Annotated in this window: 25 protein-coding genes and 2 pseudogenes; 15 read left to right on the top strand and 12 right to left on the bottom strand. The window is 64.6% G+C overall.

What is annotated here, in order from left to right; all coding sequences use genetic code 11:
• The first annotated feature begins 1 nt into the window (after position 1).
• From ACQCSV_RS10715 to ACQCSV_RS10705, 3 genes are all read left to right on the top strand, one after another.
• Complete coding sequence (locus tag ACQCSV_RS10715) at positions 2–361, top strand: non-heme iron oxygenase ferredoxin subunit (protein WP_056339825.1); 360 nt, start codon at positions 2–4, stop codon at positions 359–361.
• 114 nt (positions 362–475) lie between these two features.
• Complete coding sequence (gene sufC, locus ACQCSV_RS10710; RefSeq protein ID WP_282331502.1) at positions 476–1,261, top strand: Fe-S cluster assembly ATPase SufC; 786 nt, start codon at positions 476–478, stop codon at positions 1,259–1,261.
• A 12-nt stretch (positions 1,262–1,273) separates the two neighbouring features.
• Entirely contained in the window at positions 1,274–1,606 is a 333-nt protein-coding gene (locus ACQCSV_RS10705) for a metal-sulfur cluster assembly factor (protein WP_185260509.1), read from the top strand.
• 97 nt (positions 1,607–1,703) lie between these two features.
• Here the strand turns inward: ACQCSV_RS10705 and ypfJ are convergent, their stop codons facing one another.
• Positions 1,704–2,585 carry a KPN_02809 family neutral zinc metallopeptidase gene (ypfJ, locus tag ACQCSV_RS10700; RefSeq protein WP_354155768.1) on the bottom strand — a complete coding sequence of 294 codons (882 nt, stop codon included), beginning with the start codon at positions 2,583–2,585 and terminating at the stop codon, positions 1,704–1,706.
• A gap of 61 nt (positions 2,586–2,646) precedes the next feature.
• On the opposite strand from ypfJ, the gene ACQCSV_RS10695 reads away from it, so the two are divergent.
• Together ACQCSV_RS10695 and ACQCSV_RS10690 are read left to right on the top strand one after the other, a co-directional pair.
• Positions 2,647–4,053 carry a class I adenylate-forming enzyme family protein gene (locus tag ACQCSV_RS10695; RefSeq protein ID WP_426938397.1) on the top strand — a complete coding sequence of 469 codons (1,407 nt, stop codon included), beginning with the start codon at positions 2,647–2,649 and terminating at the stop codon, positions 4,051–4,053.
• Complete coding sequence (locus ACQCSV_RS10690) at positions 4,043–5,269, top strand: thiolase family protein (RefSeq protein ID WP_426938396.1); 1,227 nt, start codon at positions 4,043–4,045, stop codon at positions 5,267–5,269. Before ACQCSV_RS10695 ends, ACQCSV_RS10690 begins: the two co-directional genes overlap by 11 nt.
• A 27-nt stretch (positions 5,270–5,296) precedes the next feature.
• Here ACQCSV_RS10690 and ACQCSV_RS10685 read toward each other — a convergent pair whose 3' ends face one another.
• From ACQCSV_RS10685 to ACQCSV_RS10675, 3 genes are read right to left on the bottom strand one after another with little or no spacing between them, the layout of a single operon-like run.
• Positions 5,297–5,920, bottom strand: coding sequence for an energy-coupling factor transporter transmembrane component T family protein (locus ACQCSV_RS10685; protein WP_193342852.1), 624 nt, complete (start codon positions 5,918–5,920; stop codon positions 5,297–5,299).
• Entirely contained in the window at positions 5,917–6,633 is a 717-nt protein-coding gene (locus tag ACQCSV_RS10680) for an ABC transporter ATP-binding protein (protein WP_354155754.1), read from the bottom strand. The genes ACQCSV_RS10685 and ACQCSV_RS10680 overlap by 4 nt, the downstream gene beginning before the upstream one ends.
• A 7-nt stretch (positions 6,634–6,640) precedes the next feature.
• Complete coding sequence (locus ACQCSV_RS10675) at positions 6,641–7,270, bottom strand: biotin transporter BioY (protein ID WP_354155753.1); 630 nt, start codon at positions 7,268–7,270, stop codon at positions 6,641–6,643.
• 282 nt (positions 7,271–7,552) lie between these two features.
• On the opposite strand from ACQCSV_RS10675, the gene ACQCSV_RS10670 reads away from it, so the two are divergent.
• The gene (locus tag ACQCSV_RS10670) at positions 7,553–9,151 is read left to right on the top strand and encodes an ABC-F family ATP-binding cassette domain-containing protein (protein ID WP_193342849.1); all 1,599 of its coding nucleotides are present in this window, start codon (positions 7,553–7,555) and stop codon (positions 9,149–9,151) included.
• 81 nt (positions 9,152–9,232) lie between these two features.
• Here the strand turns inward: ACQCSV_RS10670 and ACQCSV_RS10665 are convergent, their stop codons facing one another.
• The 3 genes from ACQCSV_RS10665 to ACQCSV_RS10655 are packed head-to-tail and all read right to left on the bottom strand — an operon-like array spanning position 9,233 to position 10,833.
• A complete protein-coding gene (locus tag ACQCSV_RS10665) occupies positions 9,233–10,126 on the bottom strand; it encodes an SURF1 family cytochrome oxidase biogenesis protein (protein WP_354155752.1) in 894 nt (297 codons plus the stop codon).
• Positions 10,127–10,402, bottom strand: coding sequence for a hypothetical protein (locus ACQCSV_RS10660; protein ID WP_354155751.1), 276 nt, complete (start codon positions 10,400–10,402; stop codon positions 10,127–10,129).
• A complete protein-coding gene (locus ACQCSV_RS10655) occupies positions 10,399–10,833 on the bottom strand; it encodes a DUF3099 domain-containing protein (protein ID WP_354155750.1) in 435 nt (144 codons plus the stop codon). The genes ACQCSV_RS10660 and ACQCSV_RS10655 overlap by 4 nt, the downstream gene beginning before the upstream one ends.
• A gap of 144 nt (positions 10,834–10,977) precedes the next feature.
• On the opposite strand from ACQCSV_RS10655, the gene fabG reads away from it, so the two are divergent.
• The gene (gene fabG, locus ACQCSV_RS10650; protein ID WP_354155749.1) at positions 10,978–11,703 is read left to right on the top strand and encodes a 3-oxoacyl-ACP reductase FabG; all 726 of its coding nucleotides are present in this window, start codon (positions 10,978–10,980) and stop codon (positions 11,701–11,703) included.
• A 114-nt stretch (positions 11,704–11,817) separates the two neighbouring features.
• Entirely contained in the window at positions 11,818–12,570 is a 753-nt protein-coding gene (locus ACQCSV_RS10645; RefSeq protein WP_354155748.1) for an SDR family oxidoreductase, read from the top strand.
• An 89-nt stretch (positions 12,571–12,659) separates the two neighbouring features.
• Here ACQCSV_RS10645 and serB read toward each other — a convergent pair whose 3' ends face one another.
• Complete coding sequence (gene serB, locus ACQCSV_RS10640) at positions 12,660–13,553, bottom strand: phosphoserine phosphatase SerB (RefSeq protein WP_354155747.1); 894 nt, start codon at positions 13,551–13,553, stop codon at positions 12,660–12,662.
• Positions 13,554–13,712: 159 nt separating this feature from the next.
• Here serB and ACQCSV_RS10635 point away from each other — a divergent pair, with 159 nt between their 5' ends.
• The 4 genes from ACQCSV_RS10635 to ACQCSV_RS10620 all read left to right on the top strand — a co-directional run bounded on the left by ACQCSV_RS10635 (position 13,713) and on the right by ACQCSV_RS10620 (position 19,463).
• Complete coding sequence (locus ACQCSV_RS10635) at positions 13,713–14,498, top strand: ABC transporter ATP-binding protein (protein ID WP_354155746.1); 786 nt, start codon at positions 13,713–13,715, stop codon at positions 14,496–14,498.
• Positions 14,499–14,516: 18 nt separating this feature from the next.
• Positions 14,517–15,302 carry a sulfite exporter TauE/SafE family protein gene (locus ACQCSV_RS10630; protein WP_104061457.1) on the top strand — a complete coding sequence of 262 codons (786 nt, stop codon included), beginning with the start codon at positions 14,517–14,519 and terminating at the stop codon, positions 15,300–15,302.
• Between the two features lie 7 nt (positions 15,303–15,309).
• Positions 15,310–16,203 (top strand): RNA methyltransferase, encoded by an 894-nt coding sequence (locus ACQCSV_RS10625; RefSeq protein WP_354155745.1) that lies wholly within the window; start codon positions 15,310–15,312, stop codon positions 16,201–16,203.
• Between the two features lie 869 nt (positions 16,204–17,072).
• The gene (locus ACQCSV_RS10620; RefSeq protein ID WP_354155744.1) at positions 17,073–19,463 is read left to right on the top strand and encodes a DUF2156 domain-containing protein; all 2,391 of its coding nucleotides are present in this window, start codon (positions 17,073–17,075) and stop codon (positions 19,461–19,463) included.
• Positions 19,464–19,537: 74 nt separating this feature from the next.
• Here the strand turns inward: ACQCSV_RS10620 and ACQCSV_RS10615 are convergent.
• The 3 genes and pseudogenes from ACQCSV_RS10615 to ACQCSV_RS10605 form a co-directional block, all read right to left on the bottom strand.
• A pseudogene (locus ACQCSV_RS10615) lies at positions 19,538–19,753 on the bottom strand (triose-phosphate isomerase); the annotation flags it as partial.
• Positions 19,754–19,798: 45 nt separating this feature from the next.
• Complete coding sequence (locus tag ACQCSV_RS10610) at positions 19,799–20,269, bottom strand: hypothetical protein (RefSeq protein ID WP_354155743.1); 471 nt, start codon at positions 20,267–20,269, stop codon at positions 19,799–19,801.
• A gap of 489 nt (positions 20,270–20,758) precedes the next feature.
• Positions 20,759–21,343, bottom strand: a complete 585-nt coding sequence (locus ACQCSV_RS10605; protein ID WP_354155742.1) for an SGNH/GDSL hydrolase family protein — start codon at positions 21,341–21,343, stop codon at positions 20,759–20,761.
• A 494-nt stretch (positions 21,344–21,837) separates the two neighbouring features.
• Here ACQCSV_RS10605 and ACQCSV_RS10600 point away from each other — a divergent pair.
• The 3 genes and pseudogenes from ACQCSV_RS10600 to ACQCSV_RS10590 form a co-directional block, all read left to right on the top strand.
• Positions 21,838–22,269 (top strand): annotated as a pseudogene (locus ACQCSV_RS10600) (TrmH family RNA methyltransferase); the annotation flags it as partial.
• 137 nt (positions 22,270–22,406) lie between these two features.
• Entirely contained in the window at positions 22,407–22,664 is a 258-nt protein-coding gene (locus ACQCSV_RS10595) for a type B 50S ribosomal protein L31 (RefSeq protein ID WP_111909496.1), read from the top strand.
• Positions 22,665–22,778: 114 nt separating this feature from the next.
• Positions 22,779–23,870, top strand: a complete 1,092-nt coding sequence (locus ACQCSV_RS10590; RefSeq protein WP_354155740.1) for a biotin/lipoate A/B protein ligase family protein — start codon at positions 22,779–22,781, stop codon at positions 23,868–23,870.
• Between the two features lie 17 nt (positions 23,871–23,887).
• Here ACQCSV_RS10590 and pepN read toward each other — a convergent pair whose 3' ends face one another.
• Entirely contained in the window at positions 23,888–26,503 is a 2,616-nt protein-coding gene (pepN, locus tag ACQCSV_RS10585; RefSeq protein WP_354155739.1) for an aminopeptidase N, read from the bottom strand.
• Position 26,504: the final 1 nt, after the last annotated feature.

Raw genomic sequence — 26,504 nt, 5'->3', positions numbered from 1 at the left:
GATGACTGACCAGCCAAAGGGCGAATTTGTCTGCAAAACGGATGAAATCCAGCTCAAGCAGGCTCTTCGGATTCTGATCGATGACTACCCCGTAGCCATCGTCAAGGACTCCATGGGAGACATCCACGCCATCGGGGACACCTGCTCGCACGCGGACATCTCGCTGTCCGAGGGTGAAGTGGAAGGGTGCATGATCGAATGCTGGGGCCACGGCTCCCAGTTCGATCTGCGCAGCGGTGAGCCGCTCCAGCTGCCCGCTTACGATCCCGTCCCGGTGTTCGCCGTCGAGATCGTGGGCGACGAGGTCTACGTGGACTTTACGAACGTGCTCAACGGAGCGGAAGCCCCGAACTTCAGCTAGCAGCATCAGCCGGACAGATCAGCCGCCCGCGGCAATACCAAGCAACAGAACCAAAACTTCCAGATACAGACCGCACCACCGCCGGAGGGCGCGGTGCAGAGGAGAACAAGACCTATGTCTACTCTTGAGATCAAGGACCTGCACGTCAGCATTGACACGGAGCAGGGCACCAAGGAGATCCTGAAGGGCGTCAGCCTGACCATCAAGACCGGTCAGACCCACGCCATCATGGGCCCCAACGGTTCAGGCAAGTCCACCCTGGCTTCCACCATCGCCGGGCACCCGCGTTACAAGGTCACCAACGGAACCATCACGCTCGACGGCGAGGACGTCCTCGCCATGAGCGTCGACCAGCGTGCCCGCGCCGGCATCTTCCTGGCCATGCAGTACCCCGTGGAGGTCCCCGGTGTGAGCATGACCAACTTCCTGCGCACCGCTAAGACCGCCATCGACGGCGAAGCACCCAAGCTGCGCACCTGGACCAAGGACGTCAAGGCGGCCATGGCTCAGCTGCGCATCGACGCTGACTTCGCCGAACGCAACGTCAACGAGGGCTTCTCCGGCGGTGAGAAGAAGCGCGTGGAGATCCTCCAGCTGGAACTCTTCAAGCCGAAGTTCGCCATCCTGGACGAGACCGACTCGGGCCTGGACGTTGACGCCCTGAAGGTTGTGTCCGAAGGCGTCAACCGCGCTCATGAGACGGGCAACATGGGCACGCTGCTCATCACGCATTACACCCGCATCCTGCGTTATATCAAGCCTGACTTTGTCCACGTATTCGTGGACGGCCAGGTTGTCGAAGAGGGCGGCCCGGAGCTGGCAGACCGCCTTGAAGACGAAGGCTACGACCGTTACGCCACGGGCGCCGGCGCAGCCACCATCGCTGCTGCCCAGGCCTAGTTAGGACTTGCCATGACCGAAATCAATGTGGCCCGCACGGGCCTCGAGGACGTCGAAGAGGCACTCAAGGACGTCATCGACCCTGAACTCGGGGTGAACATCGTGGACCTCGGGCTGCTGTACGGCCTGAAGTACTCCGACGAGGACGGTGCGCTGCTGATCGACATGACGCTCACCACGGCAGCTTGCCCGCTCACCGATGTCATCGAGGAGCAGGTAGGCAAGTCCCTGGACGGCGTCGTGGACGACTGGCGCCTGAACTGGGTGTGGATGCCGCCGTGGGGACCGGAGCGGATCACCGATGACGGCAAGGACCAGATGCGGGCCCTCGGCTTCAACATCTGACATGAAAAGTACGACGGCGGCCGGCTACCTCCCCAGCGGAGGAAGCCGGCCGTCGTCGTTCTTTTCTAGTTCGTGCTGCCGTCGGCGACGGATCCTGTCACAGGCTAGGCGACGAGAACGTGTCGCACTGGTTAATGTCGCCGCTGGTGTAGCCGGTGTAGAACCATTTCTGCCGTTGTTCGCTGGAGCCGTGCGTCCAGGCCTCGGGCGAGACCCTGCCCGTGGCGGCTTCCTGGATCCGGTCATCGCCCACTGCCGAAGCTGCGGACAGGGCATCCTCGAGGTCCTGCTGGGTGATCGGTTCCAGGAACGGCTGGCCGTCGGGTCCGGGCTGGGTTGAGGCGTGCTTTACCCAGAGCCCGGCATAGCAGTCGGCCTGGAGCTCCGTTCTGACAGCACCGGACGCCGGCCCCTGCGGATCCTGCTGCGCACGGTCGAGGTCCCCCAGCACGTTCTGGATGTGGTGGCCGAATTCGTGGGCCACCACGTACTCCTGCGCCAAAGGACCTCCCGAGGATCCGAAGCGGTTCACGAGCTCCTGGAAGAACCCGGGATCGAAATAGGCGGTGCTGTCCGTGGGGCAGTAGAAGGGGCCCACCGCGCTGGAAGCTGTCCCGCAACCGCTGTTGACGGCCCGATCGAAGATTACCGTCTGCGGCTGGGGATACTGGACGTTGTAGTCCCGGAGGTAGGCTGGCCAGAACGCGTTCAGGCTGTTGACCGTGGCGGTGATCCGGCAGTCCAGCCGGGCGTCAGCGTCGGCCCCCGTGGCGCAGGCCGGCGCCGTCCCTTGATTTTGGTCAGCCGTGCCAGTGCCGCCCGTCAGGCCTTCCAGCATGGCGGGATTGACGCCAAGGAGGACTGCAATGAGCAGGATGATCCCGCCCCCGATCCCGCCGCCGACTTTGGCACCGCGGCCCATGCCGCGCCGGTCCTGGACCTGGGAGGGGTCCAGCCGGACGTTGTCATTGAAGCTCATCAAGTCACAATAGCCTTTACCCGCTGCACCGAAGCCGAGTCGGCCCGGTAAAGTTGGTTCGATGCCTTTTCTCGACAAAATCCAGCGCTGGGCCGAAGAACGCCCCCATGACACTGCCGTTGTGGTGGCCGGCCAGCGGCTGCGCTGGGCTGAGCTGCGGGACGCCGCCGCAGCCGCTCTGCCAGGGACAGCAGCCGTCACAGTCCTGGCGGAGGCCAACTCCGTTGACTTCGCCGTGAAGTTCACCGCAGCCGTTGCCGGCGAGCGGCAATGCGCAGTCCTGGATCCGACCTGGCCGACGTCCCTGCACGATGAGATCGTTCAACGGCTGGCGGAATCAGCCAAACCGGGCACAGTTTCGGCAGCGGATGCCTTGGCGGACGGGCCGCCGGACTCGACGTTCCTGATCGGACTCACCTCAGGCACCACCTCGGTGCCCAAGGCGTTTACCCGGTCCAGGCAGTCCTGGCGGCAGTCCTTTGACGCGTCCGTTGAGTTCTTCGGCTTCGCCCAGACCGACGTCACGCTCGCGCCCGGCCCCCTGGCCGCCAGCCTTAACCTCTACGCCCTCGCTGAGTGCCTCTACGCGGGCTCCCAATTCCAGACGCTGGGGAGGTTCGACGTCGGTGATGTCCACACCGCCATTACGCACGACGGCGTGACCCGGCTGATCCTCGTGCCCACCATGCTGCGGCTGCTGAGTGAGCGCGGCCTGACCGGCTGCGTTGATGCCTCCGGCATCCGGAGCATCATCTGCGCAGGCTCGAAGCTGGACGCACGCACCCTTGAAGCAGCACGGCGCTGGGCGCCGAACGCCACCATCTTCGAGTACTACGGCGCGTCCGAACTTAGCTTTGTCTCCGGTGTGGGGCTGGCGGCGGGGGAGCTGCTGGACGCCGGGGGAACAGGGATCGGACATCCGTTCCCGGGCGTGGATGTCAGAATCCTGGACGACGACGGTTCCGAACTCCTGGACGGCGAAGCCGGCAATATCTGCGTCCGCAGCGGCATGGTTAGCAACGGCTACCTGTGGGGTGACGACGGGCAGGCGCTGCGCTCCTTCAACGGCTGGTTCACGGTGGGGGACCAGGGCTACCTCGCCGACGGCGAACTGCACATCCTGGGGCGGCGCGCCGACATGATCCTGACCTCGGGAAAGAACGTCTATCCGCACGAAGTGGAACTCGCCCTGGCGGCCGTGCCGGGCGTGGCTGCTGCTGTTGCCGCTGGAATACCCGATGACCTCCGCGGCCAACGGGTGGTTGCAGGCGTCATTCCGTCCCACGGCGGAATCACGGCCTTGCAGCTCAAGGCAGGACTCGAAAACATCCTGCCGCGGGACAAACGGCCCCACCAGTACTTCGCACTGTCCGAACTTCCCACGACGGACCGGGGCAAGATCAGCCGGAATATCCTGCTGGAATGGATCGGCTCCCACGACCCGAGGGCGCGGCATCTTGACCGCTGACCTGCAACCCCATGGCTTGCCGCCTGGTGACTTTGTGCCCGCGGACCGGCAGCCCGTGATCATCGCGGCGCGGCGTACAGCGATCCGGCGCGCCAACGGTGCGCTGAAGGAATTGCGTGCCCACCAGCTTCTGGCGCCGGTCCTGGTCAACCTCCTGGCCGATGCCCAGGTGCCGGCCGAAACCGTCACGGATGTGGTGATCGGCAACGCCGTGGGCGGCGGCGGCAACGTGGCCCGACTCGCCCTCCTTCAGGCAGGGCTGCCGGTCAGCGTGCCGGGACTGACTGTCGACCGCCAGTGCGGGTCAGGCCTCGACGCGATCGTCCTGGCCGCCCGGCTGGTGGCCGCCGGCGGAAACCCCGTGTATCTCGCCGGGGGAGTGGAGAGCATCAGCACGGCTCCGCTGCGGGCTTACCGGGACAACGACGGCGAGCCCGCCTTTTTTGCCCGGGCCCAGTTTGTGCCGCACAGCTTCGGCGACCCGGATATGGGGGTCGCTGCCGAGAACGTAGCGGCCCGGTTCGCGGTCAGCCGGGAGCGGCAGGATGCCTTGGCGCTGCGCAGCCATCGGCGGGCGCTGGCTGCCGCCGGAGCAGGATATTTCGCCGCCGAAATCACCACGCTGGAAACGCAGGCCGGACCCATCTGTGCCGACGACGGCCCCCGGGCCGGACTGACTGCTGCCGTGCTGAAGCGCTTCCCGCCCGCTTTTGTGCCAGGGGGGACTGTCACCGCCGGGAACTCATGCTTCGACGCGGACGCCGCGTCCGCCGTCGTGGTTACTTCATTGCAGCGGGCCCGGGAACTCGGTGCCGTTGACGGGCTCCTGGTGCTGGGCTCGGACACTGCCGGCGTGGACCCCGACGTGCTGGGGATCGGCGCAGCGGTTGCCGCGGAGCGGCTCCTGAAGGCGAGGGGACTGTCCGCGGACGGTTGTGACCTGGTGGAGTTCAACGAAGCCTTCGCGTCCCAGACCCTGGCGTGCCTGGACAAGTTGGGCATCGATCCGGAGCGGGCCAACCTTGACGGCGGGGCGCTGGCATTGGGCCACGCCTATGGTGCGTCCGGGGCAGTACTGATGGCCCGGCTTCTCGCCCACGCCCGGCGCACCGGGAACCATGGCTCCCTGGCCCTGGCTCTGATCAGTATTGCCGGCGGCATGGGAACGGCCGCGCTGCTGCGCTACGAGTTCCTGGCCGGCCGACAGGACCCCTGAGCCGAACAAAGCACATCTAACGGCCCCTCAGTCTTCCGCGTCGCCCAGCCCGCGTGCAGCCAGTGCTTCGCCGGTCTGGCGGGCGAAGGCCACGGTGGTGATGAAAACGGGCAGCACGAGGGCGCGCGGGTTGCGCTCAAGCCCTCGGGCCCGGGCGGAATCCCTGACGTCTGCGAAGGCGCCGGCGATATACGGGATGCTGCGGAGCATGATGGCGATGGTCAGCGCAAAACGCTCGGGGTCGGCGCCGAAGCGGCGGAACGGTGTGGCCAGCGATACAACACCGTCCAGGATCCGCTGCATAGGGGTCGTGGCTGTCAGCAGGGACGCCGCCACCACGCAGACCAGGATGTTAAGGACAATCCGGGCGGCCGTGGGTCCACCCAGCTGCCACCACTGGAACAGGCCGATGACCACCAGCACAAGGCCAACCGGACGGACAGCACCGACCAGCCGGCGGGCGCCGGCACCCGTCAGGAGAAACAGGACGCCGAGCGCCGCCAGCACCGCGGCAGATACCAACCAGTCGACCACCAGGAAAGACAACAGGCCGCAGCCCACCACCAGCAGAAATTTCAGTGCAAGCGGCGTCCGGTGGATGATCGAATTCCCCGGGACGTAGTTGGCCAGCAAGAAGCCGTGCCCTCTCATGGCGCGGCCAGGCCGTTGGTGACCAGGTCCCGGTATGCGTCGACGGCCGCGGCAGGGCCGCCGTCGAACATCACGCGTCCCGCCTCAACCACCAGCACGCGGTCCATTTCCAGGGCGAGGTCGAGGTCGTGTGTGGACATCACAATCTGCTGGCCGAGGCCGGAAAGTGTGCGGCGCAGGAGTTCGCGGTTCCGGAGGTCCAGGAGGGTGGATGGTTCATCCAGCACCAGGACAGTGGGACTCACGGCCAATACAGCGGCGAGGGCCATCAGCTGGCGTTCACCGCCGGAGAGTTCGTAGATGCTCTGGTCCGCGAGCGGCAGCAGGCCAAGGCGCTCCAGGGCCGCTTCCGCCAGCCTCCGCCGCTCCGCACCGTGGCGGACCGGGCGGCGCAGCGAAAGCTCCACGTCCTCGCGCCCCGTGGGCATGACCAGCTGAGATAAGGGATCCGTAAAGACGAACCCCACCTGCCGGCGTACGGCCCGCACGGCCCGGACAGTATCGGCGCCGTCCACGGACACGCTGCCGGAACTTGGCTGCACCAGGCCGTTAATCAGCCGCAGCAGTGTGGACTTGCCGGACCCGTTGGCCCCGATCACGCCGATGCGCTGTTCCGTCAGTTCAAGCGTGACGTCCCGGAGCAGGGACTTCGGTTCCGGGCGGTTGTCAACAGCAACGGCCACTGAGGCCTGCCGGAAAGAAATGGTTGCCATGGCGGGACTAGTTGCTGATCCGCTTCACCCGGCGGACCAGGACGTCGGGAAATGCCCGGTGCAGTGACACTGCGATCACCGCGGCGAGGATGTTCTTGATCACGTCGCCGGGGTAGAAGACCAGGTCTGCGAGGAAGGCGTCACCCAGTGAAGCTTTGGTGTTCAGGGCGATCCCGGCGACTCCGAACATGTGCACGAACGCGATGCTGGTGACCATCGCCGACGCGAAGAACCACAGCGCCCGGGAACGTGTTGTCCGCCGGATCACCACGATGGCCAGCCAGCCGACAACGGCTGCAGCGATGGGGAAAGCAATGATGTAACCGGCCGAGGGGCCGGCCAGAATGGCCAGTCCGCTGCGGCCCTGGCTGAAGATCGGGAGGCCGGCCAGGCCCAGGAGTGTGTACAGGGCGACGGCGGCGAAACCTCGGCCGGGGCCCAGCATCAGTCCGGTTAGCATCACCGCAAGGGTCTGGAAAGTGATGGGGATGCCGAACACGTTCGCAGCGATGCCAGGCACCATAGCGGAGCCGGCAACGAGCGCTGCGAAGACGGCGATCAGGCCCAGGTCGGTGGCATTCCACCGGTTCCGGAGGCGGGAAGTGGTGCCGGTGGCGGCGGTGTCTGTCTGGCTCATGGGGTGTTCCTGTCGTTGTTGTACAAGCGAAGCATGGGGTGATCCTGACGTTACCGGCCGCCGTCGGGCGCCATTTTGTAGGGGACCTACTAAACGGGATGCCCGGGGTTGACGGCCGGGCACAACCGTTGAGCCAACGTACGACGGCGGTGGAGCGGTTATGGGGCCAAGCTGAGGCCGGTAGACTTGGAAAGGCCGTTCTGTCGGCCATTCTGCCCGGCTGCTTCCAGACGTCATCCGATGAGCTGCGGCGTTTCCCCGTTGTGAAAGGCCTTACCTGCTGTGATTACTGTCCAGGATCTTGAACTGCGCGCCGGCGCCCGGCTCCTCATGGACCAGGTGAGCTTCCGCATCGACAAGGGCGACAAGATCGGCCTCGTAGGCCGTAACGGCGCAGGCAAGACCACCCTGACCCGGGTACTCGCGGGCGAAGGCCAGCCCGCCGGCGGCAAGGTTACCCGCAGCGGCGAGATCGGCTACCTGCCGCAGGATCCCCGCACCCCGGACATGGAACAGCTCGCCCGCGACCGCATCCTCTCCGCCCGCGGCCTGGACATAGCCGTCAACAAGCTCAAGCAGACCCATGAGGACATGGCCAGCGAGGACACCGAGGTCCAGCGCAAGGCGATGAACCGCTATGACCGGCTGGAATCGGAGTTCCTGGCCGCCGGCGGCTACGCGGCCGAGGCCGAGGCCGCTGCGATCTGCTCCAACTTGGCCCTCCCGGACCGGCTGCTGAACCAGCCGCTCAAGACCTTGTCCGGCGGCCAGCGCCGTCGAGTGGAACTCGCCCGGATCCTGTACTCGGACGCCGAAACGATGCTCCTCGATGAGCCCACCAACCACCTCGACGCTGACTCCATCACCTGGCTCCGCGAGTTCCTGAAGAACCACCAGGGCGGCCTGATCGTGATCAGCCACGACACCGAGCTGCTCGAAGCCACCGTCAACAAAGTGTTCCTGCTGGATCCCAACCGCGCCAAGGTCGACTTCTACAATATGAACTGGAAGCGCTACCTGCTCCAGCGCGAAACGGACGAGCGCGCCCGCAAGCGTGAGCGCGCAAACGCGGAGAAGAAAGCCCAGGTCCTCATCGACCAGGCCAACAAAATGCGCGCCAAGGCCACCAAAGCGGTCGCAGCGCAGAACATGGCCAAGCGTGCCGAACGTCTGCTGGGAGGCCTCGAAGCCGTCCGCGCGACCGACCGCGTGGCAGCCCTGCGTTTCCCTGATCCGTCACCCTGCGGCAAGACTCCGCTGACCGCGGACGGACTCAGCAAGTCCTACGGTTCGCTGGAGATCTTCACCGACGTGGACCTGGCCATCGACCGCGGTTCCAAGGTGGTCATCCTGGGCCTCAACGGCGCCGGCAAGACCACCCTGCTGCGGATGCTCGCCGGCGTCGACAAGCCGGACACCGGCGAGGTCGTGGCGGGCCACGGCCTGAAGGTGGGTTACTACGCCCAGGAGCACGAGACGCTCGACGTGGACCGCACCGTCCTGCAGAACATGCGCTCCTCCGCCCCGGACATGAACGACGCGGAAGTCCGCAACATCCTGGGCTCGTTCCTGTTTTCCGGAGACGACGTCGATAAGCCCGCCGGTGTGCTCTCCGGCGGCGAGAAGACCCGGCTGGCTCTGGCCACCATCGTGGCCTCAAGCGCGAACGTGCTTCTCCTCGACGAGCCCACCAACAACCTCGACCCGGCCAGCCGCGCCGAAATCCTCGGGGCACTGAGCAACTACACCGGCGCCGTCGTCCTCGTGAGCCACGATGAAGGAGCCGTCGAAGCACTGAACCCCGAACGCGTCGTACTGCTGCCCGACGGCATCGAGGACCACTGGAACGAAGACTACCTGGACCTGATTACGCTCGCTTAGCCTTCTCGGCGTCCGGTCGCCTGTCGCTTAGCCCCGCACGGGATTTGCCGCGAACTGGCTCGTTCCGTGACAGAACGTTCGTCAGTAGCCCTGCGCGTCCAGCAGGGCGTCTTCCTCTTCTTCGGCGGTCGCCTTCTTGCGTTTGCGGGCAACAGGCGGGCGACGGCGGGCTGCCGCAGCGGCGGAATGCACGGGGCTGCCGGAATCCCGCGACCCGTCTTCACCCTCAAGCTCATCCTCGGCGTCGATCGCAGCATTCCTGGCCTGCTGCCGTGCGGCGTACCCGAAGCCCACGAACATCAGAACGCCAAAGGCAAACCACTGCAGGGAATAGGACAGGTGCGTGCCTTCTTCAGTGGCCGGCTTCGGGAACGGGACGGGCGCGTCAGCGGGGGCGGGAGATTCAGACGCGAGCTGTCCGTAGGCGCCAGTCAGGACCGGGTATCCCAGTTGGTCCGCATAGGTGGGGAGATCGATGGAAGCAAGCTGGCCCTCGGGGGCGCCACGGTCCAGTTGGGGCTCCCCGTGCTTGAGGCGGACGACGGCGGTCACTGGGCCGGCAGGAGGCGCCGGAATGGAATCGGGACTCCCCGGGTTCTTGTTGCCGATGGGCAGCCAGCCGCGGTCAATCACCACAGTTTCGCCGGTCTCGAGCTTGAAGGGGACAACCACCTCATACCCGGGCTGCCCGTTCAGCGGACGGTTGCGGACAATGCGCTGACCGTCGGGAGCGTAGGTGCCTTGGAGTTCCACCTGGGTCCATTCCTTCGACGGGTCCAGCGCGGCGAACTCGTCCCTTGCCGCGTCGAAGGCGATGGGCGTGGCGGAATAGTTGGTGACCACGCGGTTGATCTCCGCGAGTGTCTCTGCGCGGCGGTCCATCTGCCAACGGCCAAGGAACACGCAGGCGGCGGCGAAGATGGCGGCCAGCAGGAGGTATCCCAGCCATTTGCTGGAGAAGAGAAAGCGGTACATTCAGCCGTCCTGCCCTACCGGCGCCCGGCCGGCGGCATGCCCCGAATCCAGGACCAGGGTTTCCTTCCAAAGGCCGCGGGTCTGGAGGTAGTCTTCGAGCCAGTCACGGTGGTCGTTGCAGGCAAGCCAGGTTTTGCGGCGTTCCGGCGTATGGATCTTGGGGTTGTTCCAGAGCAGTTGCCAGGACGCTTCCGCACGGCACGCCTTGCGGGAGCACATAGCAGCCATGGCCGGCGGTGGACCAGCAGTCCCTGCAGCCAGGTCAAGAATGTTCATGAGGCGCGCCGTTCCTGTCCTTGCGTGGGTTCGTCGTCGTCATCAATGAGTTCGCCCTGGATGACCGTGGACGTGGTGCCGTCCTGTTCCGGCAGCCCGGCTTGGCTTTCCAGCTCGGCCAGCGGGGCCGAGTCGAGCAGCGAGTCGCTGTGGATCTCCGCCTGGTCGCTGCCGTTCGCGATCACCACCGCAATCCACGGGAGGAAGACGGCGCCAGCGACCATAACGAGCTTGAACCAGCCGTCCACCACAAAAATAAGGATGAGGCAGACCATGCGGATTCCCATGGCCAGCGCGTACTTGATCATGCGCCGGCGCATGTCCTCCGAGTGGGCGTCCGCCGCGTCCGTAATGCTGTAGACCCCGGAATCCCCGGAGAAACTTTCGGGCTCTCCGGGCACGGACTGTCCGGCATGGTTTTCAAGGGTCACGGTTGATTGATCACGCTCCAAAGGCTTGCCTCAATTCTCTCACCATCGGCAGTGGCGCCCAAACGCGGGCTAAGATCGGAGGCAGCAAAAATCACACCTCGTCCTACCCGCGGCTGCACGTGCCGCAGAATCCCGGAGCGTTTAATGTCTGAAGCAGCTACATCGGCCCGCAGTGTCCTGATCACCGGTGGAAACCGCGGCATCGGACTGGCCATCGCGCAGGCTTTTGTGGCCAATGGCGACAAGGTGGCCGTGACTTTCCGGAGCCCCTCGGAGCTGCCGGCCGGCATTCTGGGCGTAAAGGCCGATGTGACCGACGAAGCCTCCGTCGATGCGGCCTTCGCCGCGGTGGAAGCCGCCCACGGTCCCGTTGAGGTCTTGGTGGCAAACGCGGGAATCACCAAGGACACGCTCCTGATGCGGATGAGCGAAGACGACTTCACCTCGGTGATCGACACCAACCTCACCGGAGCTTTCCGGGTCATCAAGCGCGCTTCGAAGGGCATGATTCGGATGCGCAAGGGCCGCGTGGTCCTCATTTCCTCGGTCTCGGGCCTCTACGGCGCGCCGGGCCAGATAAACTACTCCGCTTCCAAGGCCGGCCTGGTGGGCATCGCCCGCTCCCTGACGCGTGAGCTGGGTTCACGCGGGATCACAGCAAACGTGGTGGCCCCCGGATTCATCAACACGGATATGACGGCGGAACTGCCCGAGGCCACCCAGAAAAACTACCTCTCCGGCATACCAGCCGGCCGCTTTGCCGAGGCTTCGGAAGTGGCCAACGTGGTCCGCTGGATTTCCAGCGACGAGGCCGCCTACATTTCCGGTGCCGTCATCCCCGTCGACGGCGGACTCGGCATGGGCCACTGAAACGAGGGTGAGCTGCCTTCTTTGTCGGGGTCCCACAAGTGATTGTGGACTGGGCGCTGGCATGATTGACACCAGACCTCAACGGATTTAGACGTTTCGAACAAAGGAGCCCATATGGGACTGCTGGATAACAAAACCGCCATCGTGACCGGATCCTCACGGGGAATCGGCGCCGAAGTGGCCAAGAACCTCGCTGCCGAGGGCGCCGCCGTCGTCGTTAACTACCGCCAGAAGGCGCCGCGCGCCAACAAGGTGGTAGCAGGAATCGAAGCTGCCGGCGGCCGCGCCACCGCCGTGGGTGCGGACCTCACCACCCAGGAAGGCGTGCAGGCCCTGGCCAGCGCGGCCCTGGAGAACTTCGGTTCGCTGGATGTCCTGGTGCTCAACGCGTCCGGCGGCATGGAGTCCGGCATGGCAGACGACTACGCCCTTAAGCTCAACCGCGATGCCCAGGTCAATATGCTCAACGCCGCCGTGCCCCTGATGAAGGAAGGCTCCCGTGTGGTCTTCGTGACCAGCCACCAGGCCCACTTCATCAACTCCGTGCCCACCATGCCCGAATACGAGCCTGTGGCCCGGAGCAAGCGTGCCGGCGAGGACGCCCTGCGTGAGCTCCTCCCGAACCTGGCTGAGAAGGGCATCTCGCTGGTGGTTGTGTCCGGCGACATGATCGAAGGCACCGTCACGGCCACGCTGCTGGACCGCTCAAACCCGGGTGCCATCGAAGCCCGCCGCGCTGAGGCCGGAAAGCTGTACTCGGTGGAGGAGTTCGCTGAAGTTGTGGCCGGCATGGCTACGGCCGACGTCGAATCCGGCCACACGGAGTACGCCGGCGGCTCCGACTACTTCGGCAAGGGCGTCAACTAAACTTCACCAACGCGAGATGGCACGTCGCAGCATTGTTCCTTGAGACCATTGCCGCGACGTGCCTTCTGGGCGTATCGGCGGAGGTTGCTTCAGACCCCGGCGATGTGGCGCACCGCGTCGAGATACGGCATGTTGATCGCAGAATCCGCGACGGCCCGGACCGCAGGTTTGGCGTTGAAGGCCACTCCGATTCCGGCGGCTCCGAGCATATCCAGGTCGTTGGCGCCGTCGCCCACGGCAATGGTGTGTTCCATCGCGATGCCTTCGGCGGCCGCCCACTCGCGCAGGTACTTTTCCTTCGCCGCACGATCGATGACGGCACCAATTACTTTGCCGGTCAGGGCGCCGTCCACAATTTCAAGCTCGTTAGCCAACCAGTAGTCCAGGCCCAGATCCTCCGCGATGGGACGCAGGATCTGGTTGAACCCGCCGGACACCACGGCCACCACATGGCCCGCAGCTTTGAATGCCGCAACCAGCTCAGCGGCACCGTCGCTTAGCTTCACTTCCGCCCGGACGGAATCGACGACGGCGGCCGGCAATCCTGCGAGCACGGCCACCCGCGCGTGGAGGCTTTGCGCAAAGTCCAGTTCACCGCGCATAGCGGCTTCGGTGACTGCCGCCACTTCCTCCCGCTTGCCCGCGTAGGCCGCCAGGAGCTCAATGACTTCTTGCTGGATCAGCGTCGAATCAACGTCCATGATCAGCAGCTTCCGCGGAGCCGAACGCAAACCTGCGGGAACGATGGCGGTGTCCAGGCCGGCCTGCGCCGCCTCGGCCACCGCCCTGCGGAGTGCGGAAATACCGTCGTCCGTGCCGTCGGCGATAGTGAGCTCGGCAGTGTGGACTTCAAACCGGTTGTCCCCGCCCCTTGATTGTGATTGGACGGTGGCGCCACTGCCCGTCAGGGCGTCGTGCACGGTATCGAGCCCGCTGGCGGTCAGTTTTAGGCCATAGCTGACCGCAGTCACGTTCGAAGTCATGGCTGCAATCTTAGTCAGCGGGGCAGGGTCTTCCGAATTGATTGCGCCAGGTTGATGGCGAACCCCTGCGGGCCGGCAGGCGTGCGGCGACTGTGACCCGTATCGCTGCCCAAGCATCAGTTATCAGTCCGCCCCTGTTTTGTCCTAGTGTCTACTCCTATGAGTGATGTTCTTGAATTGGCCGCCGTCAGCGTTGTCCGTGGGGCTAAAACGCTCCTGAACAAAGTTGACTGGCAGGTTAAAGAGGGCGAACGCTGGGTCATCCTGGGACCCAACGGCGCAGGCAAGACCACTCTCCTGCAGATTGCCGCGGCCCGTCTTCACCCAACGAGCGGCATTGCCGGCATCCTGGAGGAAATCCTCGGCTCCGTGGACGTGTTTGAACTCCGTCCCCGCATCGGCCTGTCCTCCGCCGCCCTGGCCAACCAGATTCCCGGGCACGAAACGGTCCTCAATGTTGTTGTCACCGCGGCGTACGGTGTCACGGGCCGCTGGCGTGAAGGCTATGAAAAGGCTGACGAACGCAGGGCCTTCAGGCTGCTGAATGACTGGGGCATGGGTCCGTTCCTGAACCGGGCTTTCGCGTCCCTGTCCGAGGGTGAGCGCAAGCGGGTACAGATTGCCCGCGCCCTCATGACTGATCCAGAACTTCTTCTGCTGGACGAACCTGCGGCCGGCCTGGACCTGGGTGGGCGCGAGGACCTGGTGCACCGCCTCAGCGAACTGGCCGGTGATGAGTCCGCTCCGGCCATTGTCCTGGTTACCCACCACCTCGAAGAGGTGCCACCGGGGTTCACCCACGCGATGTTGCTCCGAGACTCCAACGTGGTGGCAGCCGGACCCCTCGCGGGCGTGCTGACGGCGGAGCACCTCAGCAAGACATTTGGCGTGGAACTCGACGTCACCGTCAACGCTGGCCGCTACACCGCCACCGCCCGCCGCTAGGCCGCAGCGCCGCCAACCGTGGATCTTCTCAGTAGCATCTTTGTGTTTTTTGCCGGCCTGTGGGCCGGCACCATTAACGCCGTTGTAGGCTCCGGCACCCTGGTCACGTTCCCGGTCCTGATCGCCCTCGGGGTCACTCCCGTGGTGGCTTCCATGAGCAACGCTATGGGCCTTGTGGCCGGCACCGCAGCGGGTGCGTGGGGGTACCGCCGCGAGCTCAAGGGCCGCGGCCTGCAGTTGTTGAAGCTCCTGCCGGCGTCGCTGCTGGGCGGCATCACCGGGGCATGGTTGCTGTTGCACCTGCCGGAGAAGGTCTTCCACTACGTGGCCCCGGTGCTCCTGGTGCTTGCCCTGCTGATGGTGGTGTTCCAGCCGCGGCTGCAGGCCTGGGTCCGCAATCGCGAGGAAAACCCCGAGCACGCCATCAAGGACAAAAGGCACGGCATTCTCCTGATTGTCCTGGTGTACCTGGCCGGCGTCTATGGGGGATACTTCGTGGCCGCCCAGGGCATCCTTTTGGTGGGCATCCTGGGCGTATTCCTCACCGGCACCATCCAGAACGCCAACGCCATGAAGAACATTCTGGTCCTCGGCGTCAACCTCGTGGCCGCCGTGTCCTACCTGCTTTTCGCCTTTGACCGGATCAACTGGCTGGTGGTGCTCCTGATCGCCGTGAGCTCCACAATCGGCGGCCTTCTGGGCTCCAAAGTTGGGCGGCGGCTGTCCCCGGCTGTGCTGCGGACCGTCATCTTTGCGCTCGGCCTGATGGCGCTGGGCTTTATGATCGCCAACCTGCTGAAATAATCAGCCGGTGACAATCCATTATCTTGAATCCGCCGGGGACCCCCGCGTCTCCGACTACACGCAGCTGACGGACGTGCACCTGCGGAAGCTCCGCGAACCGGCTGAAGGAATGTACATCGCCGAATCTTCGCGGGTCCTACGCAGGGCATTAGCGGCCGGCCACCGGCCAAGGTCGTTCTTCCTGGCGGAGAAATGGCTGGCTAACCTGCAGGATCTCCTCACTGCCTACCCGGACGTTCCCGCCTTCATTGGCAGCGCCGCCCTGCTCGAAGAGATCACCGGGTTCCACCTGCACCGCGGCGCCATGGCCGCAATGCAGCGGCCGGAACCGGTGCCCCTCCACGAGCTGCTGGCTGGCGCGCACCGGGTCGCGGTCCTGGAGGACATAGTGGCCCACACCATTGTCAGTGGTTCCAAAGTACGAGAGCCAAATCGCGCCCATACACGAGGACGATCAAGGATCGCGATTCTGGAGGACTTGACCGATCATACAAATGTCGGAGCCGTGTTTAGGTCGGCAGCGGCGATCGGTGTCGACGCTGTGTTGATCACGCCGCAATGCGCTGACCCGTTGTACCGGCGTTCGATCAGGGTCAGTATGGGCACGGTTTTCCAGGTGCCGTGGACGAGGATTGACCCTTGGCCAGCTGGTATCGAACAGCTGAAAGAGGCGGGCTACTACATAGCCGGCATGTCTCTGGGGGAGGGAGCCATCACTCTTGATGAGTTGGTGGCCCAGGATCATCAGAACCTGGTGTTGATCTTCGGTACCGAAGGCGACGGGCTGAAGCCCGAGACCGATCAATTACTCGATGCCCGAGTGACGATTCCGATGATGAACGGCGTGGATTCACTGAATGTTGCTTCCTCGTCGGCTGTGGCGTTCTACGCGACGAGGTAACGAATGTCAGTGAGAGGAAGTCGGATAACGTCCTTATCAGGGGCCTTCGTTTGGCATGATCCCAGCCGGGTCGGCTGCCAGTCACAGACCGACGATTGGACTCATCTGATAGCGGGCTCAGGCGAAATATAGGGGATGGGTGTCGCAGCCCTGCCGCGCCGCGTGCCTAAGCCAGTACCCACCGATCCGGTTCGGGGTCGTGCTGACTCCTGAATTTGTCGGGTTTGTGTTTTTGGGCAGGAGTCATCGACCGGCCTCGCTGTCGGTGGTGTTCCACGTTTTGGTTCCTGGTTGCGCCGGACCGGCTGGAGGGGCGGCCGGGCTGGCCGTGGCCACAATTTCCGGTGGACTTCTCCGTCGTTCCTCGGTGCGGGCGGGCGCATCACATATCTTTCCCGTCGTGTTCCGGCCAAGTTCATACAAAGGTCGCCTTCGCCCACATCCGTTTCGGCGGGCAGCTGCCTACTCGTCGGGAGCGGTGCAGGGGCGATGGCGCAGCGTTGCCAACCCTGATGATTGCAGGCAGTGTGTCGTGGAGTGGCTGGCGGGGCAGATCCCGGCCACACAAGCGTCTCTGCGGGATGTCGGGCTGAGAGTCCAGGGCAGCGGCCATGCCGGTGGGCAAGTGGTATTTTGAGGATCGGCATGCGCGCTCTGTTGTGAAATTCGTGAAGGGAAGTCTTTTGTCACGTCTTCTTCCGGGGTACGGGTCCGTGGGTGGCCGCCTCCGGCGTCTGGGGCGACGCTTCCTTTCAACACTCCGGGGTGCTCCAGCGACTATGGGTTTTGTTGTTCTTTTCTGGGTGCTGGGGCTTACATTTTGGTTTGCTATCACGACGGCTGCGCCTGGGTGGGATTCCAACGTTGCCGTGACGGTGCGCACCGTTCCGGGTCGGTGGTGGACGGTGGTGTCGTCGGCTTTCTGGGCCAGGGACCTGTTTGGTTATGTGCTCGGCACGGTGTTGATTCTGGTGGTTGGCGTGCCTGTGGAACGGCGTCTCGGCAGCGCAAGAGTGGTGGCGGTGGCCTCGCTGGCACAGTTCACGGGGGTTCTGGCAGCCATGGGGTTCTGGCAGTTGATTCGCCCGCTTGCGGGTGAATGGCTGATGGGCGGGATGTACTTTGCGGGCCCGAGCCTGCTGGCCTGGGGGGTGGCTGCTGCAGGTACGGCAGCGATGGGAACGTTGTGGAGGCGCCGGCTTCGGCTGGGCATTTTCGCATTGCTGGTCCTCCTGGCCCTTTACAGTGGCGGTTTCGCCGATCTGGCCCGACTGATAGCCGGGGCAACAGGTGCCCTGCTGGGGCCGTTGTTTCTGGGTCGGCGCCCCCGGAGGAAAATCTTTGTGAGCAGCCGACACGAGGGCAGGGTCCTCGTGGCCGTGCTGGTCGCAGTGTCCGCTATCGGGCCGGTCATCGCGGGGCTGGTTCCGCACGCTATGGGCCCGCTGTCTGTGCTGCGCCTGCTGTTCACCGGGATTGAACCCGTTGACGCCCAGACAGTGCAGGATCTGTGCACCGCCGCCGGCAGGCACAGGGAATGCGAGGCTGCGCGGTTGCAGCTCAGGGCCGGCGCGGGTGGCCTCTTCATGGCCATCGTCCCGTCGGTGTTGTTGTTGCTCCTTGCCGAGGGGCTACGCCGTGGCCGGCGGTTCGCTTGGGGAGCTGTCTTGGTTCTCCAATCCTGCCTGTCGGCGCTTTCGCTCGTGGTGCTGATCCAGGTGCTTCAATCAACTGGCCAGGACTCGGTAGCCGGTGAGGTCGTTTCAGCGAACCTGTCAGGCAGTTTTCCTGCCCATCCGCTGTCCCTAGTAGTCCCGTTGCTGATGCCTCTGCTGCTCCTGACGGTTTTGGTGGCGTGCCGGCGGTTGTTTCCGGTAGCTGCTCCACGCGGCACGTACGCCCGGCTCGCTATCCAAGTGCTGGTGCTCGCCGTCGCCCTGGCTGTGCTCTATATCGGCAGCGGTCTGGTCCTGGCCCAGGATTTCAGCCCGGTTCCGACCCCCGCAGGGCTGCTTGCCGATGTCCCGGACCGGTTCCTCCCGCTAGGGTTCGCGGTCGACGTTCTGCCCGCATTCTTCCCGCAGACATTTCCGGCCATCGTTCTGTATGAAGGCGTCGGTATCGTGTTCTGGGCCGTGACCGGTGCCTTAGTGCTGCGAACCTTCCTCGGGATTCGTCCGACACACTCCGGGGATGACAAAGCCAAAGCCCGCGCCATCCTGACGGCAGGGGAGGGCAGTTCCATCTCATGGATGACACTGTGGTCCGGGAATAGGTACTGGTTTTCACGTTTAGGGGACAGCTTCATCGCTTACCGGGTCATCGCTTCGGTGGCCCTGACGCTCGGCGGACCGGTCGGCCCGAAGACCCGGATGACCGAGCTGATCACGGAATTTTCGCTGTATTGTAGGGCGAACGGATGGACACCGTGCCTGTACTCGGTCCCGCAGGACGTCCGGGACACGGCCGTGGCTCTCGGCTGGGAGGCTGCAGAGGTTGGACAGGAAACTGTTCTTCCCCTGGAAAATTTGTCCTTCAAGGGAAAAAAGTTCCAGGACATTCGCACCGCACTGAACAAGGCAGCCAAAGCAGGGATCTACGCGGAATGGGTCACTTACCCTGCAGCTTCCCGCGTCATTCAGTCACAAATCCAGGAAGTCTCCGAAGAGTGGGTGGCCGAGCGCAACATGCCGGAAATGGGCTTTACCCTGGGAGGACTGGACGAGCTCGACGACCCCGAAGTCCAGTGCCTGATCGCCGTCGACCGCGAGCGCCGGGTACACGCTGTAACGTCCTGGCTGCCGGTTTACCGGCACGGGAATATCACCGGCCGGACCCTTGATGTCATGAGGAGGCGAAGCGACGGGTTCAGACCCGCCATCGAGTTCCTTATCGCCTCGGCGGCCAGCAGCCTGCGCGAGGAAGGTCTCGGGTTCATCAGCCTCTCTGCAGCGCCCCTGGCCCGGATACCCGGCAGCGGGACCCCGGACCAAATCCGGGACGATGCAGGGCCCAACGGTCTGGAACGGATCCTGAACGCCCTGGGCTCGGCCCTTGAACCGGTTTACGGATTCCGGTCCCTCCTGGCCTTTAAAGGCAAGTTCCACCCCCGCTACCAGACCCTCTTCATGACCTACCCTGACTCAGCCGCCCTCCCCGGTATCGCCCAGGCGCTCACACGCGCCTACGTTCCCAGCATTTCACTCGGGGACGCTCTGCAACTCGTGGGCCGCATCATCCGGCGTCAAAACCATCCATGAGCGAGTCCATCCCCGGGTCTGACGGCTCGGCACCCGCGTCAAACCTTCCGTGGGCGATTGCACCTACGGGCGGCCACGCGGGTGTTTACGGCGATATTTTCGTGAAAGAGGTGAGCCAGTTGCGCACGGATAGCTACGCACATTTCCTGCGCATCTTCCGGACCTGCAACTTCGCCGGTTCCAAATCCCCATACCGGTTCATAGGCGACAACGAGCCCGGCGGCCCATTCGGCGGTGAGGCCTTCGACTGCGCCGCGCAGCTGAGCGGGCGTGGTCCCCGGCCGTGAGCCGAAGAAGGGCGTGCACCGGGTCCGGCCCAAATCCGATGCCGCCGGTCAGGGCAGGGTGCCGTATCTGCGCATCAACCAGTCAAGGTTATTCTGGAGGCCAGCACTCCAGGCGTGCCATGTGTGGCCGCCCGGAACCTGATGAAGCTGCATCTCCATTCCCGCGGCTTTGGCGGCCGTGTATACGATGATTCCCTGCGGACGGTAAAAGGAGTCATCGGCACCCACGGTGACCACGCCGGCCGTGCCCAGGAACCGGCCTGTTTTCAACACATCGACGTCGTTCTGGCGGGCAAAGGCCGCCTCATCACCGTCCAAGTATTTCCGCACCAAGGCGCTCCTGCCGCCGTTGATGGTGGGTTGGTCCTCACTGGGGATATCCAGAAAGGTTGGGTACTGATCGGCATAATTCACCCCCAACTGGGTTGCGCACGTGCCGCCGTAAGAGAAACCGGCGATGGCCCAGTCGCGGGAGCCACCGCTTCCGGCGACCAGCGAGGACTTCGCCCAGGCAGGCACATCCCTGGCGAGGTAGGTGGCGGCGTTCCCGTATTTCCTGTCGAGGCACAGCGGGGGTCGCTGGCATGGTTGCCGCTGGCATCCGGCATCACCACCACGGGGGCCAGACCCTTGTGGGCTGCAGCGTACTGGTCCATTACGGCGTTGATCTGACCTGATGTGACCCAGTCCCGGCTGCTTCCCGGCAGTCCGTGCACCAGGACCAGGTCCGGGCGGTCCGGGCGGTCCTGGACTTGGTACGCCGGCGGCAGGTACAGGTAAGCTTCCGAAGTTCGCAGCTTACTCACTGTTCCCGGAATCTGTGCGGAGATTACGCGCCCGGCCTCTGGCTACAGTTTCCGCCCGGCGTCGGCCTCGTGCGGTGCTCATGTTTCTGCCGACAGCAGAGCAGCCGCACAACGGGCACCGGACCGCTCACGAACGAAATCGAGTACACAGCTGGATCCTATAAGTCTGCAGCTTGGAAATCCCCAAGCAGAGGGGGCCTTTTCAGCTGGCTAGGGCTGCGCTAAGAATCCGCTTCATCTTGTCGCGCAGAAATTTTTGTCCCCTGGCGCTGGGGTGTTCACCGTCCGGCCCGAGCAGAACATCGGCGCGGTCGCTGATCCAGTGATCGGCTATGGGATCAACGAATCTCACCCCCATGTCCTGCGCGGCGGAAGCGTCAGAGCTGCTCACGTCGGCAAGCACCTGATCCGGCCCCTCGCTGCCGGACAGCGGACCGATCGCGACGAGAGTGGCCTTGGGAGCCAGGGACGACGCGGCGTCGAACGTTGCCGCGACCGCCGCCTTGAGCTCCTCCGGATCTGCCCCCTTGTCGTTGTCGGATCCGAAGAACAAGATCACGTCGGTCGCAGGTGTGACTGCCGCCTGGACTTCCATACGGAATGTGTCGCCGTCGACACCGGTGGCCAGGTAGCCGCTGCCGTTCTGGGCAGCATTAATGATTTCAACCGCCCGATTGTCGGGCAGGGGTACCGACTGCAGGAGTTTGGGCCACGCCTGTTTTGGTGACGTTCCAAGCCCCGTGCTCAGCGAGTCTCCAATCACGACAACCGTGACCGCGGGATCCATTGACACCGTTTTAGAAATGCCGCCGGACGTGGGCGAGGGCGCCGATACTGGCCGTGTGAACACAGGCTGCGGGTGGACGCCTGCGGGAGCACATGCGCTCAAAACAATCAGCATCGCAGCTCCGGCCGCCGTGGTCTTAGGGAGGCGGTGCAGGGACGACTGTTCCACCTACTCCTCCAACAGTTTCAGCAACGACAAAATCCACCAAGGCAAGCAATGATCTGTGTAATCTTACCGCCCTCCCGAAAAGCAGGCAGGAATATCCAAACGGCAGCCATGGCAAGTTGGCAGCAACCCCCACCTTTGATCCGCCCGCTGTGAACGTGGATTCGATTGACTTACGAAACTTTTCCTCAGGCTGTGGCTGTGGCGGGGGACAGGTCGCTCCGTCTTACGAGCAGTGGAGTTCGTTGCGTGGACGAAGTTGAGGCCGAGACCGGGGTTGGTCCGGCCATGAGGCGCTGAGCCGGGACATGCCTTCCGTGGCCGTGCACATTGCAACACCCACCAACGCGGGCGCCATCTTCCGGTCGGCCGCGGCACTGGACATCGACGCCGTCCTGATTTCGCCGCGCTGCGGCGATCCGCTCTATCGCCGCAGTGTCCGGGTCAGCATGGGAACGGTCTTCCAGGTGCCTTGGTCGCGGCTTGAGTCCTGGCCGGGGGACCTGTCGCTGCTCAAGAAAGCCGGCGTCACGGTGGCCGCGCTTGAACTCACCGAGGACGCCGTGGATGTGGACGGGCTCGCCGCGCGTAATCCGGACAGGCTGGCCCTGGTGCTCAGCACTGAGGGCGCCGGCATGAGCGCCGGGACGCTTGCTGCCGCCGACCTCGCCGTGAAGATTCCCATGCGCGCAGGAGTGGACTCCCTCAACGTGGCGGCGGCCTCCGCCGTGGCGTTCTGGGAACTCCGGCCCCGCGGTTAGCAGGGTCCGCGTTGATCAGCTATTATTATGAGCTGGCTGTCCTGCGCTTTCTGCCTTGCGGCAGTGAAGCAGACACCAGCCATCCCATTCATACCTGGCAGCTGGCAAAATCCAGTTGTGCGAACAAAGGCCCCATTATGAAGTCTGATATCCACCCGAAGTACGAAGCTGTTGTTTTCAACGACCTGGCTTCCGGCGTCAGTTTCCTGACCAAGTCCACAGTGTCTTCCAAGAAGACCATCGAGTGGGAAGACGGAAACACCTACCCGGTTATCGACGTCGAAATCTCCTCCGAGTCCCACCCGTTCTACACGGGCAAGCAGCGCATCATGGACTCTGCAGGCCGCGTCGAGCGCTTCAACGCTCGCTTCAAGGGCTTCGGCGGCGCGAAGTAGTTCACTTCACCCCCCAAGGTTCTTTGGAAAGCCCGCACCGGCAACGGTGCGGGCTTTTTGCGTCCTGGGCATTATCGTTTCGGGGAGCCCTGATCGTGGGGCAGGATGGATGGCATGATCGCCTCGCCATTTGCCGCTGAAGACCGCCCCCGCAGCCACCACGGTGAGTACAAAGTCCCCGGCGGCAAACTTGTGGTGGTGGACTTCGACGTTGTGGACGGTCTCCTCGCCGATGTCTCCGTCAGCGGCGACTTTTTCCTCGAACCTGACGAGGCGCTGCCCGCCATCAACCGGGCGCTGACAGGACTTCCGGAAAGCACGACGGCGGCGGAGCTGTCCGCGGCCGTCACCGCTTGGCTGCCTCCGGGCGCCGTCCTGTTCGGCTTTTCGGCCGACGCCGTGTCCGTCACGGTCCGCCGCGCGCTGGCGAAGGCAACGGCCTGGACAGATCACCACTGGAACATCATCGCCCCCGCCGTGCTGCCGACGCATATTAACGTCGCCCTGGATGAGGTGCTGACCGAAGAGGTGGGCGCCGGCCGTCGCAACCCCACCCTGCGGTTCTGGGACTGGGAGGAACCATCCGTGGTGATCGGCAGTTTCCAGTCCTTTCGGAACGAGCTGGATCCGGATGGCGTAGCCCGGCACGGCATCAGTGTGGTCCGCCGAATCAGTGGCGGCGGAGCCATGTTCATGGAGGCCGGAAACTGCATCACCTACTCCCTGTACCTGCCGCAGACGCTGGTGGACGGGATCAGCTTCGCGGACTCATACGCATTCCTGGACGCCTGGGTGATGGCCGCCCTCGAAAAAATCGGGGTGACAGCCTTTTACGTGCCCCTGAACGACATCGCCACGGACCAGGGCAAGATCGGCGGTGCTGCCCAGAAGCGCCTCGCCAACGGGGGGATGCTGCATCACGTCACGATGAGCTACGACATCGACGCCGACAAGATGGTCGAGGTGCTGCGCATCGGCAAGGAGAAGCTCTCGGACAAGGGCACGCGCAGCGCCAAGAAACGGGTTGATCCGCTGCGCAGGCAGACCGGACTGGCCCGCACGGAGATCATCGGCGCCATGATGGAAGTGTTCAGCGAACGGTACGCAGCCACCCCGTCCGAACTCACTGCCGCCGAACTCAGTGCCGCCCGGGACCGGGTGACCACCAAGTTCGGCGCCGAGGATTGGCTGCACCGGGTCCCGTAAGCCCGTGCCGGAGTGGCCTACTGCAGCTGTGCGGTGAGCCCGCGGAGCAGGTGACTCCGCTGCTCCACAATGATCCGGCGCAGCGCCCGGGGCGCGTCAGTGTTGGCCGTCAGCCAGGCATCCGTGCGGAGCACCACGGGGTGCTCCGCTGGCGGTGTCCCCGCCGGCAGGTTCTGCGCCAGGGGGTACAGCCCCCGGACGATCCGGCTGGCGATTTCGATGCTCCGCTGGTCCCAGACGACGCGGAGGCACTCAAAGTAGGGCTCCACATAAGGGTCCAGCAGGGCAGCGGGAGCGGTCGCAAAGCCGGCGATGCTGGCGCTGAGGAGCTGGTTCGACAGCTCCGTCCCCTCCACGGCCTCCTGCCAGGCGGCGGCCTTTACGCCGGGTTCCGGCCGGGAAGCCATCGCCGTGGCATGGCCCGCCCGGCCCGAGGCAGTGGTGTCCCGTTCAAGTTCTGCGTCCAGCTCGTCGGGGGCGGCCTGCCCGTTGGCCGCCAGGGCGTGCCAGAGGCTCCAGCGCAGCTCGGCGTCCACGGCCAGGCCGTCCACCACCACGGAGCCGTCCAGCAGGCCCCTGAGCCGGGGGAGGAGGGCGGCGTCGTGACGGCTGGCGGCGGCGAGCGTCCGCGCCCAGGCCAGCTGGTGGTCCGAACCCGGCGCTGCCTTCCCCAGCTGGGCGTCGGCGGCCGCCAGGAGGGAGCCGCGCACCGCGTCGCGTTGGGCCACGGGGGTGTAGCGTTCGACGGCGGTGGAGGCGTTCTCGAGGATGTTCAGCAGCACGCCGACTCCCGTTTCGGCCGGTCCGAACGACGTCACGGCCTCAACATAGCGCGAGGCGGGGCTTTCCCCGTCGCGGGCGGAGTTCCACAGCGCGGTCCAGCAGAGGGCGCGGGCCATGGGGTCGGTGATCCGGTCCAGCGACGCCAGGACTGTCGCCTCGGACACCGGGTCCAGCCGTACTTTGGCGTAGGTGAGGTCATCATCGTTAACGAGCAGGAGGGCGGGCCGCGGCTGCCCGGCCAGTTCCGGGATCTCCGGCCGTGCTCCGGCAACGTCGGTTTCGACGCTCCCGATGCGGACCAGGGCGCCGTCGGCGTCGAAGTTGTACGAGCCCACACGCAGCCGGTGCGGCCGCAGTTCCTCCCGTCCGGTAACGGGGTCCACCGCATCCTGGACGATCGTCACGGCGCCCAGGACGCCGTCGTGCGTTATAGTCTCCAGCGACAGCGTGGAGATGCCGGAGGTCTGCAGCCAGGCGGCAGCCCAGCCGGTAAGGTCCCGGCCGGAAGCAGCGCTGAGGGCCTTCAGCAGTTCCGCCAGGGTGGTGTTTCCGTAGGCGTGGTCGCGGAAGTACTGCCGTGAGCCGGCGATGAACGCGTCAAACCCCACATACGCCACCAACTGCTTGAGCACGGACGCGCCCTTGGCGTAGGTGATGCCGTCGAAGTTCTGCTTGGCGGCCTCGAGGTCGGGGATGTCGGCCACGATCGGGTGCGTGGTGGGCAGTTGGTCCTGGACGTAGGCCCAGGCCTTGCGTTTGTTGGCGAAGTTCACCCACGCGGTGTCCCAGTCGGTGGCACGGTCCACGCCGAGGGTGCCCATGTAGTCCGCGAAGGACTCTTTCAGCCACAGATCGTCCCACCACTGCATCGTGACGAGGTTCCCGAACCACATGTGCGCCATCTCGTGCATTAGCGTGTTCGCCCGGGCCTGGTACTGCGCGTCGGTGGCGCGGGACGTGAACACATAGCTTTCGGTAAAGGTGACCAAGCCTGGGTTTTCCATCGCGCCCAGGTTGTATTCCGGGACGAAGGCCTGGTCGTATTTCCCCCAGGGGTATGGGTAGTCGAACAGCCGGTTGAAGAAGTTCAGCCCATTTTTGGTCATGCGGAAGAGTTCCGCGGCATCGAAGGATTCCGCCATGGAAGCACGGCAGTACAGCGACAGTGGTACTTCCAGCGGTGTGCCGTCGTTGAGCGCGGCGCTCCAGTGGTCCTGGGCCTTGAAGTAAGGCCCGGCAAGGATGGTAGTGATGTAGGTGGACATGGGGCGGGTGGTGGCGAAGTCCCAGCGGCTGGTGTCCGGATCGCTCGACAGCTGCGTGCGGGCCGCTTCCATACCGTTTGAGGCCACCTCCCAGCCGGACGGTGCCATGACGTGAAACGTGTACTCGGCCTTGAGGTCGGGCTGTTCAAAGTTGGCGAACACGCGCCGTGCGTCGGCGGGTTCGTATTGCGTGTAGAGGTAGCACCGGCCGTCGGCGGGATCCACAAAGCGGTGCATGCCCTCGCCGGACCGGCTGTACAGGGCGGTGCCGGTGACGGTGACCTGGTTCTCGGCCTGCAGGTTGTCCAGGCGGATCCGGGAACCATCCACAACGTCGGCCACGGAGAGCCCTTTGCCGTTGAGGAACACGCTGTGGACTTCGCCGGCGATGAAATCCAGAAAGGTGGCCGCCGCCTGCCCCTGGCCCGGCACGGCTGCGGAGAAGTTGATAACGCTGCGGCTGGTGTAGCCCGCCACGTCCGGGTCCGCTGCCTGCCGCACATCCAGGGAAACGTCGTAACTGTGGGTGCTGATCAGCTCTGACCGTTGAGCGGCTTCATTGCGCTGCAGATTCTCATGTGACACT

The organism is Pseudarthrobacter sp. S3 (assembly GCF_050156905.1).
Lineage (GTDB): Bacteria > Actinomycetota > Actinomycetes > Actinomycetales > Micrococcaceae > Arthrobacter.
Note: the sequence above shows the minus strand (reverse complement) of the source record. Positions and strands in the feature narration are given on the sequence as shown.

Excerpts from the sequence above, each read along its gene's own strand:
- ACQCSV_RS10595 (WP_111909496.1), top strand. The coding sequence starts at position 22,407 with ATGAAGTCTGATATCCACCCGAAGTACGAAGCTGTTGTTTTCAACGAC.
- ACQCSV_RS10605 (WP_354155742.1), bottom strand. The coding sequence starts at position 21,343 with ATGGATCCCGCGGTCACGGTTGTCGTGATTGGAGACTCGCTGAGCACG.
- serB (WP_354155747.1), bottom strand. The coding sequence starts at position 13,553 with ATGACTTCGAACGTGACTGCGGTCAGCTATGGCCTAAAACTGACCGCC.
- ACQCSV_RS10695 (WP_426938397.1), top strand. The coding sequence starts at position 2,647 with ATGCCTTTTCTCGACAAAATCCAGCGCTGGGCCGAAGAACGCCCCCAT.
- ACQCSV_RS10660 (WP_354155751.1), bottom strand. The coding sequence starts at position 10,402 with ATGAACATTCTTGACCTGGCTGCAGGGACTGCTGGTCCACCGCCGGCC.
- ACQCSV_RS10715 (WP_056339825.1), top strand. The coding sequence starts at position 2 with ATGACTGACCAGCCAAAGGGCGAATTTGTCTGCAAAACGGATGAAATC.
- ACQCSV_RS10705 (WP_185260509.1), top strand. The coding sequence starts at position 1,274 with ATGACCGAAATCAATGTGGCCCGCACGGGCCTCGAGGACGTCGAAGAG.
- ACQCSV_RS10590 (WP_354155740.1), top strand. The coding sequence starts at position 22,779 with ATGATCGCCTCGCCATTTGCCGCTGAAGACCGCCCCCGCAGCCACCAC.
- ACQCSV_RS10675 (WP_354155753.1), bottom strand. The coding sequence starts at position 7,270 with ATGAGCCAGACAGACACCGCCGCCACCGGCACCACTTCCCGCCTCCGG.
- fabG (WP_354155749.1), top strand. The coding sequence starts at position 10,978 with ATGTCTGAAGCAGCTACATCGGCCCGCAGTGTCCTGATCACCGGTGGA.
- ACQCSV_RS10645 (WP_354155748.1), top strand. The coding sequence starts at position 11,818 with ATGGGACTGCTGGATAACAAAACCGCCATCGTGACCGGATCCTCACGG.
- ACQCSV_RS10680 (WP_354155754.1), bottom strand. The coding sequence starts at position 6,633 with ATGGCAACCATTTCTTTCCGGCAGGCCTCAGTGGCCGTTGCTGTTGAC.
- ACQCSV_RS10685 (WP_193342852.1), bottom strand. The coding sequence starts at position 5,920 with ATGAGAGGGCACGGCTTCTTGCTGGCCAACTACGTCCCGGGGAATTCG.
- ypfJ (WP_354155768.1), bottom strand. The coding sequence starts at position 2,585 with ATGAGCTTCAATGACAACGTCCGGCTGGACCCCTCCCAGGTCCAGGAC.
- sufC (WP_282331502.1), top strand. The coding sequence starts at position 476 with ATGTCTACTCTTGAGATCAAGGACCTGCACGTCAGCATTGACACGGAG.
- ACQCSV_RS10665 (WP_354155752.1), bottom strand. The coding sequence starts at position 10,126 with ATGTACCGCTTTCTCTTCTCCAGCAAATGGCTGGGATACCTCCTGCTG.
- ACQCSV_RS10635 (WP_354155746.1), top strand. The coding sequence starts at position 13,713 with ATGAGTGATGTTCTTGAATTGGCCGCCGTCAGCGTTGTCCGTGGGGCT.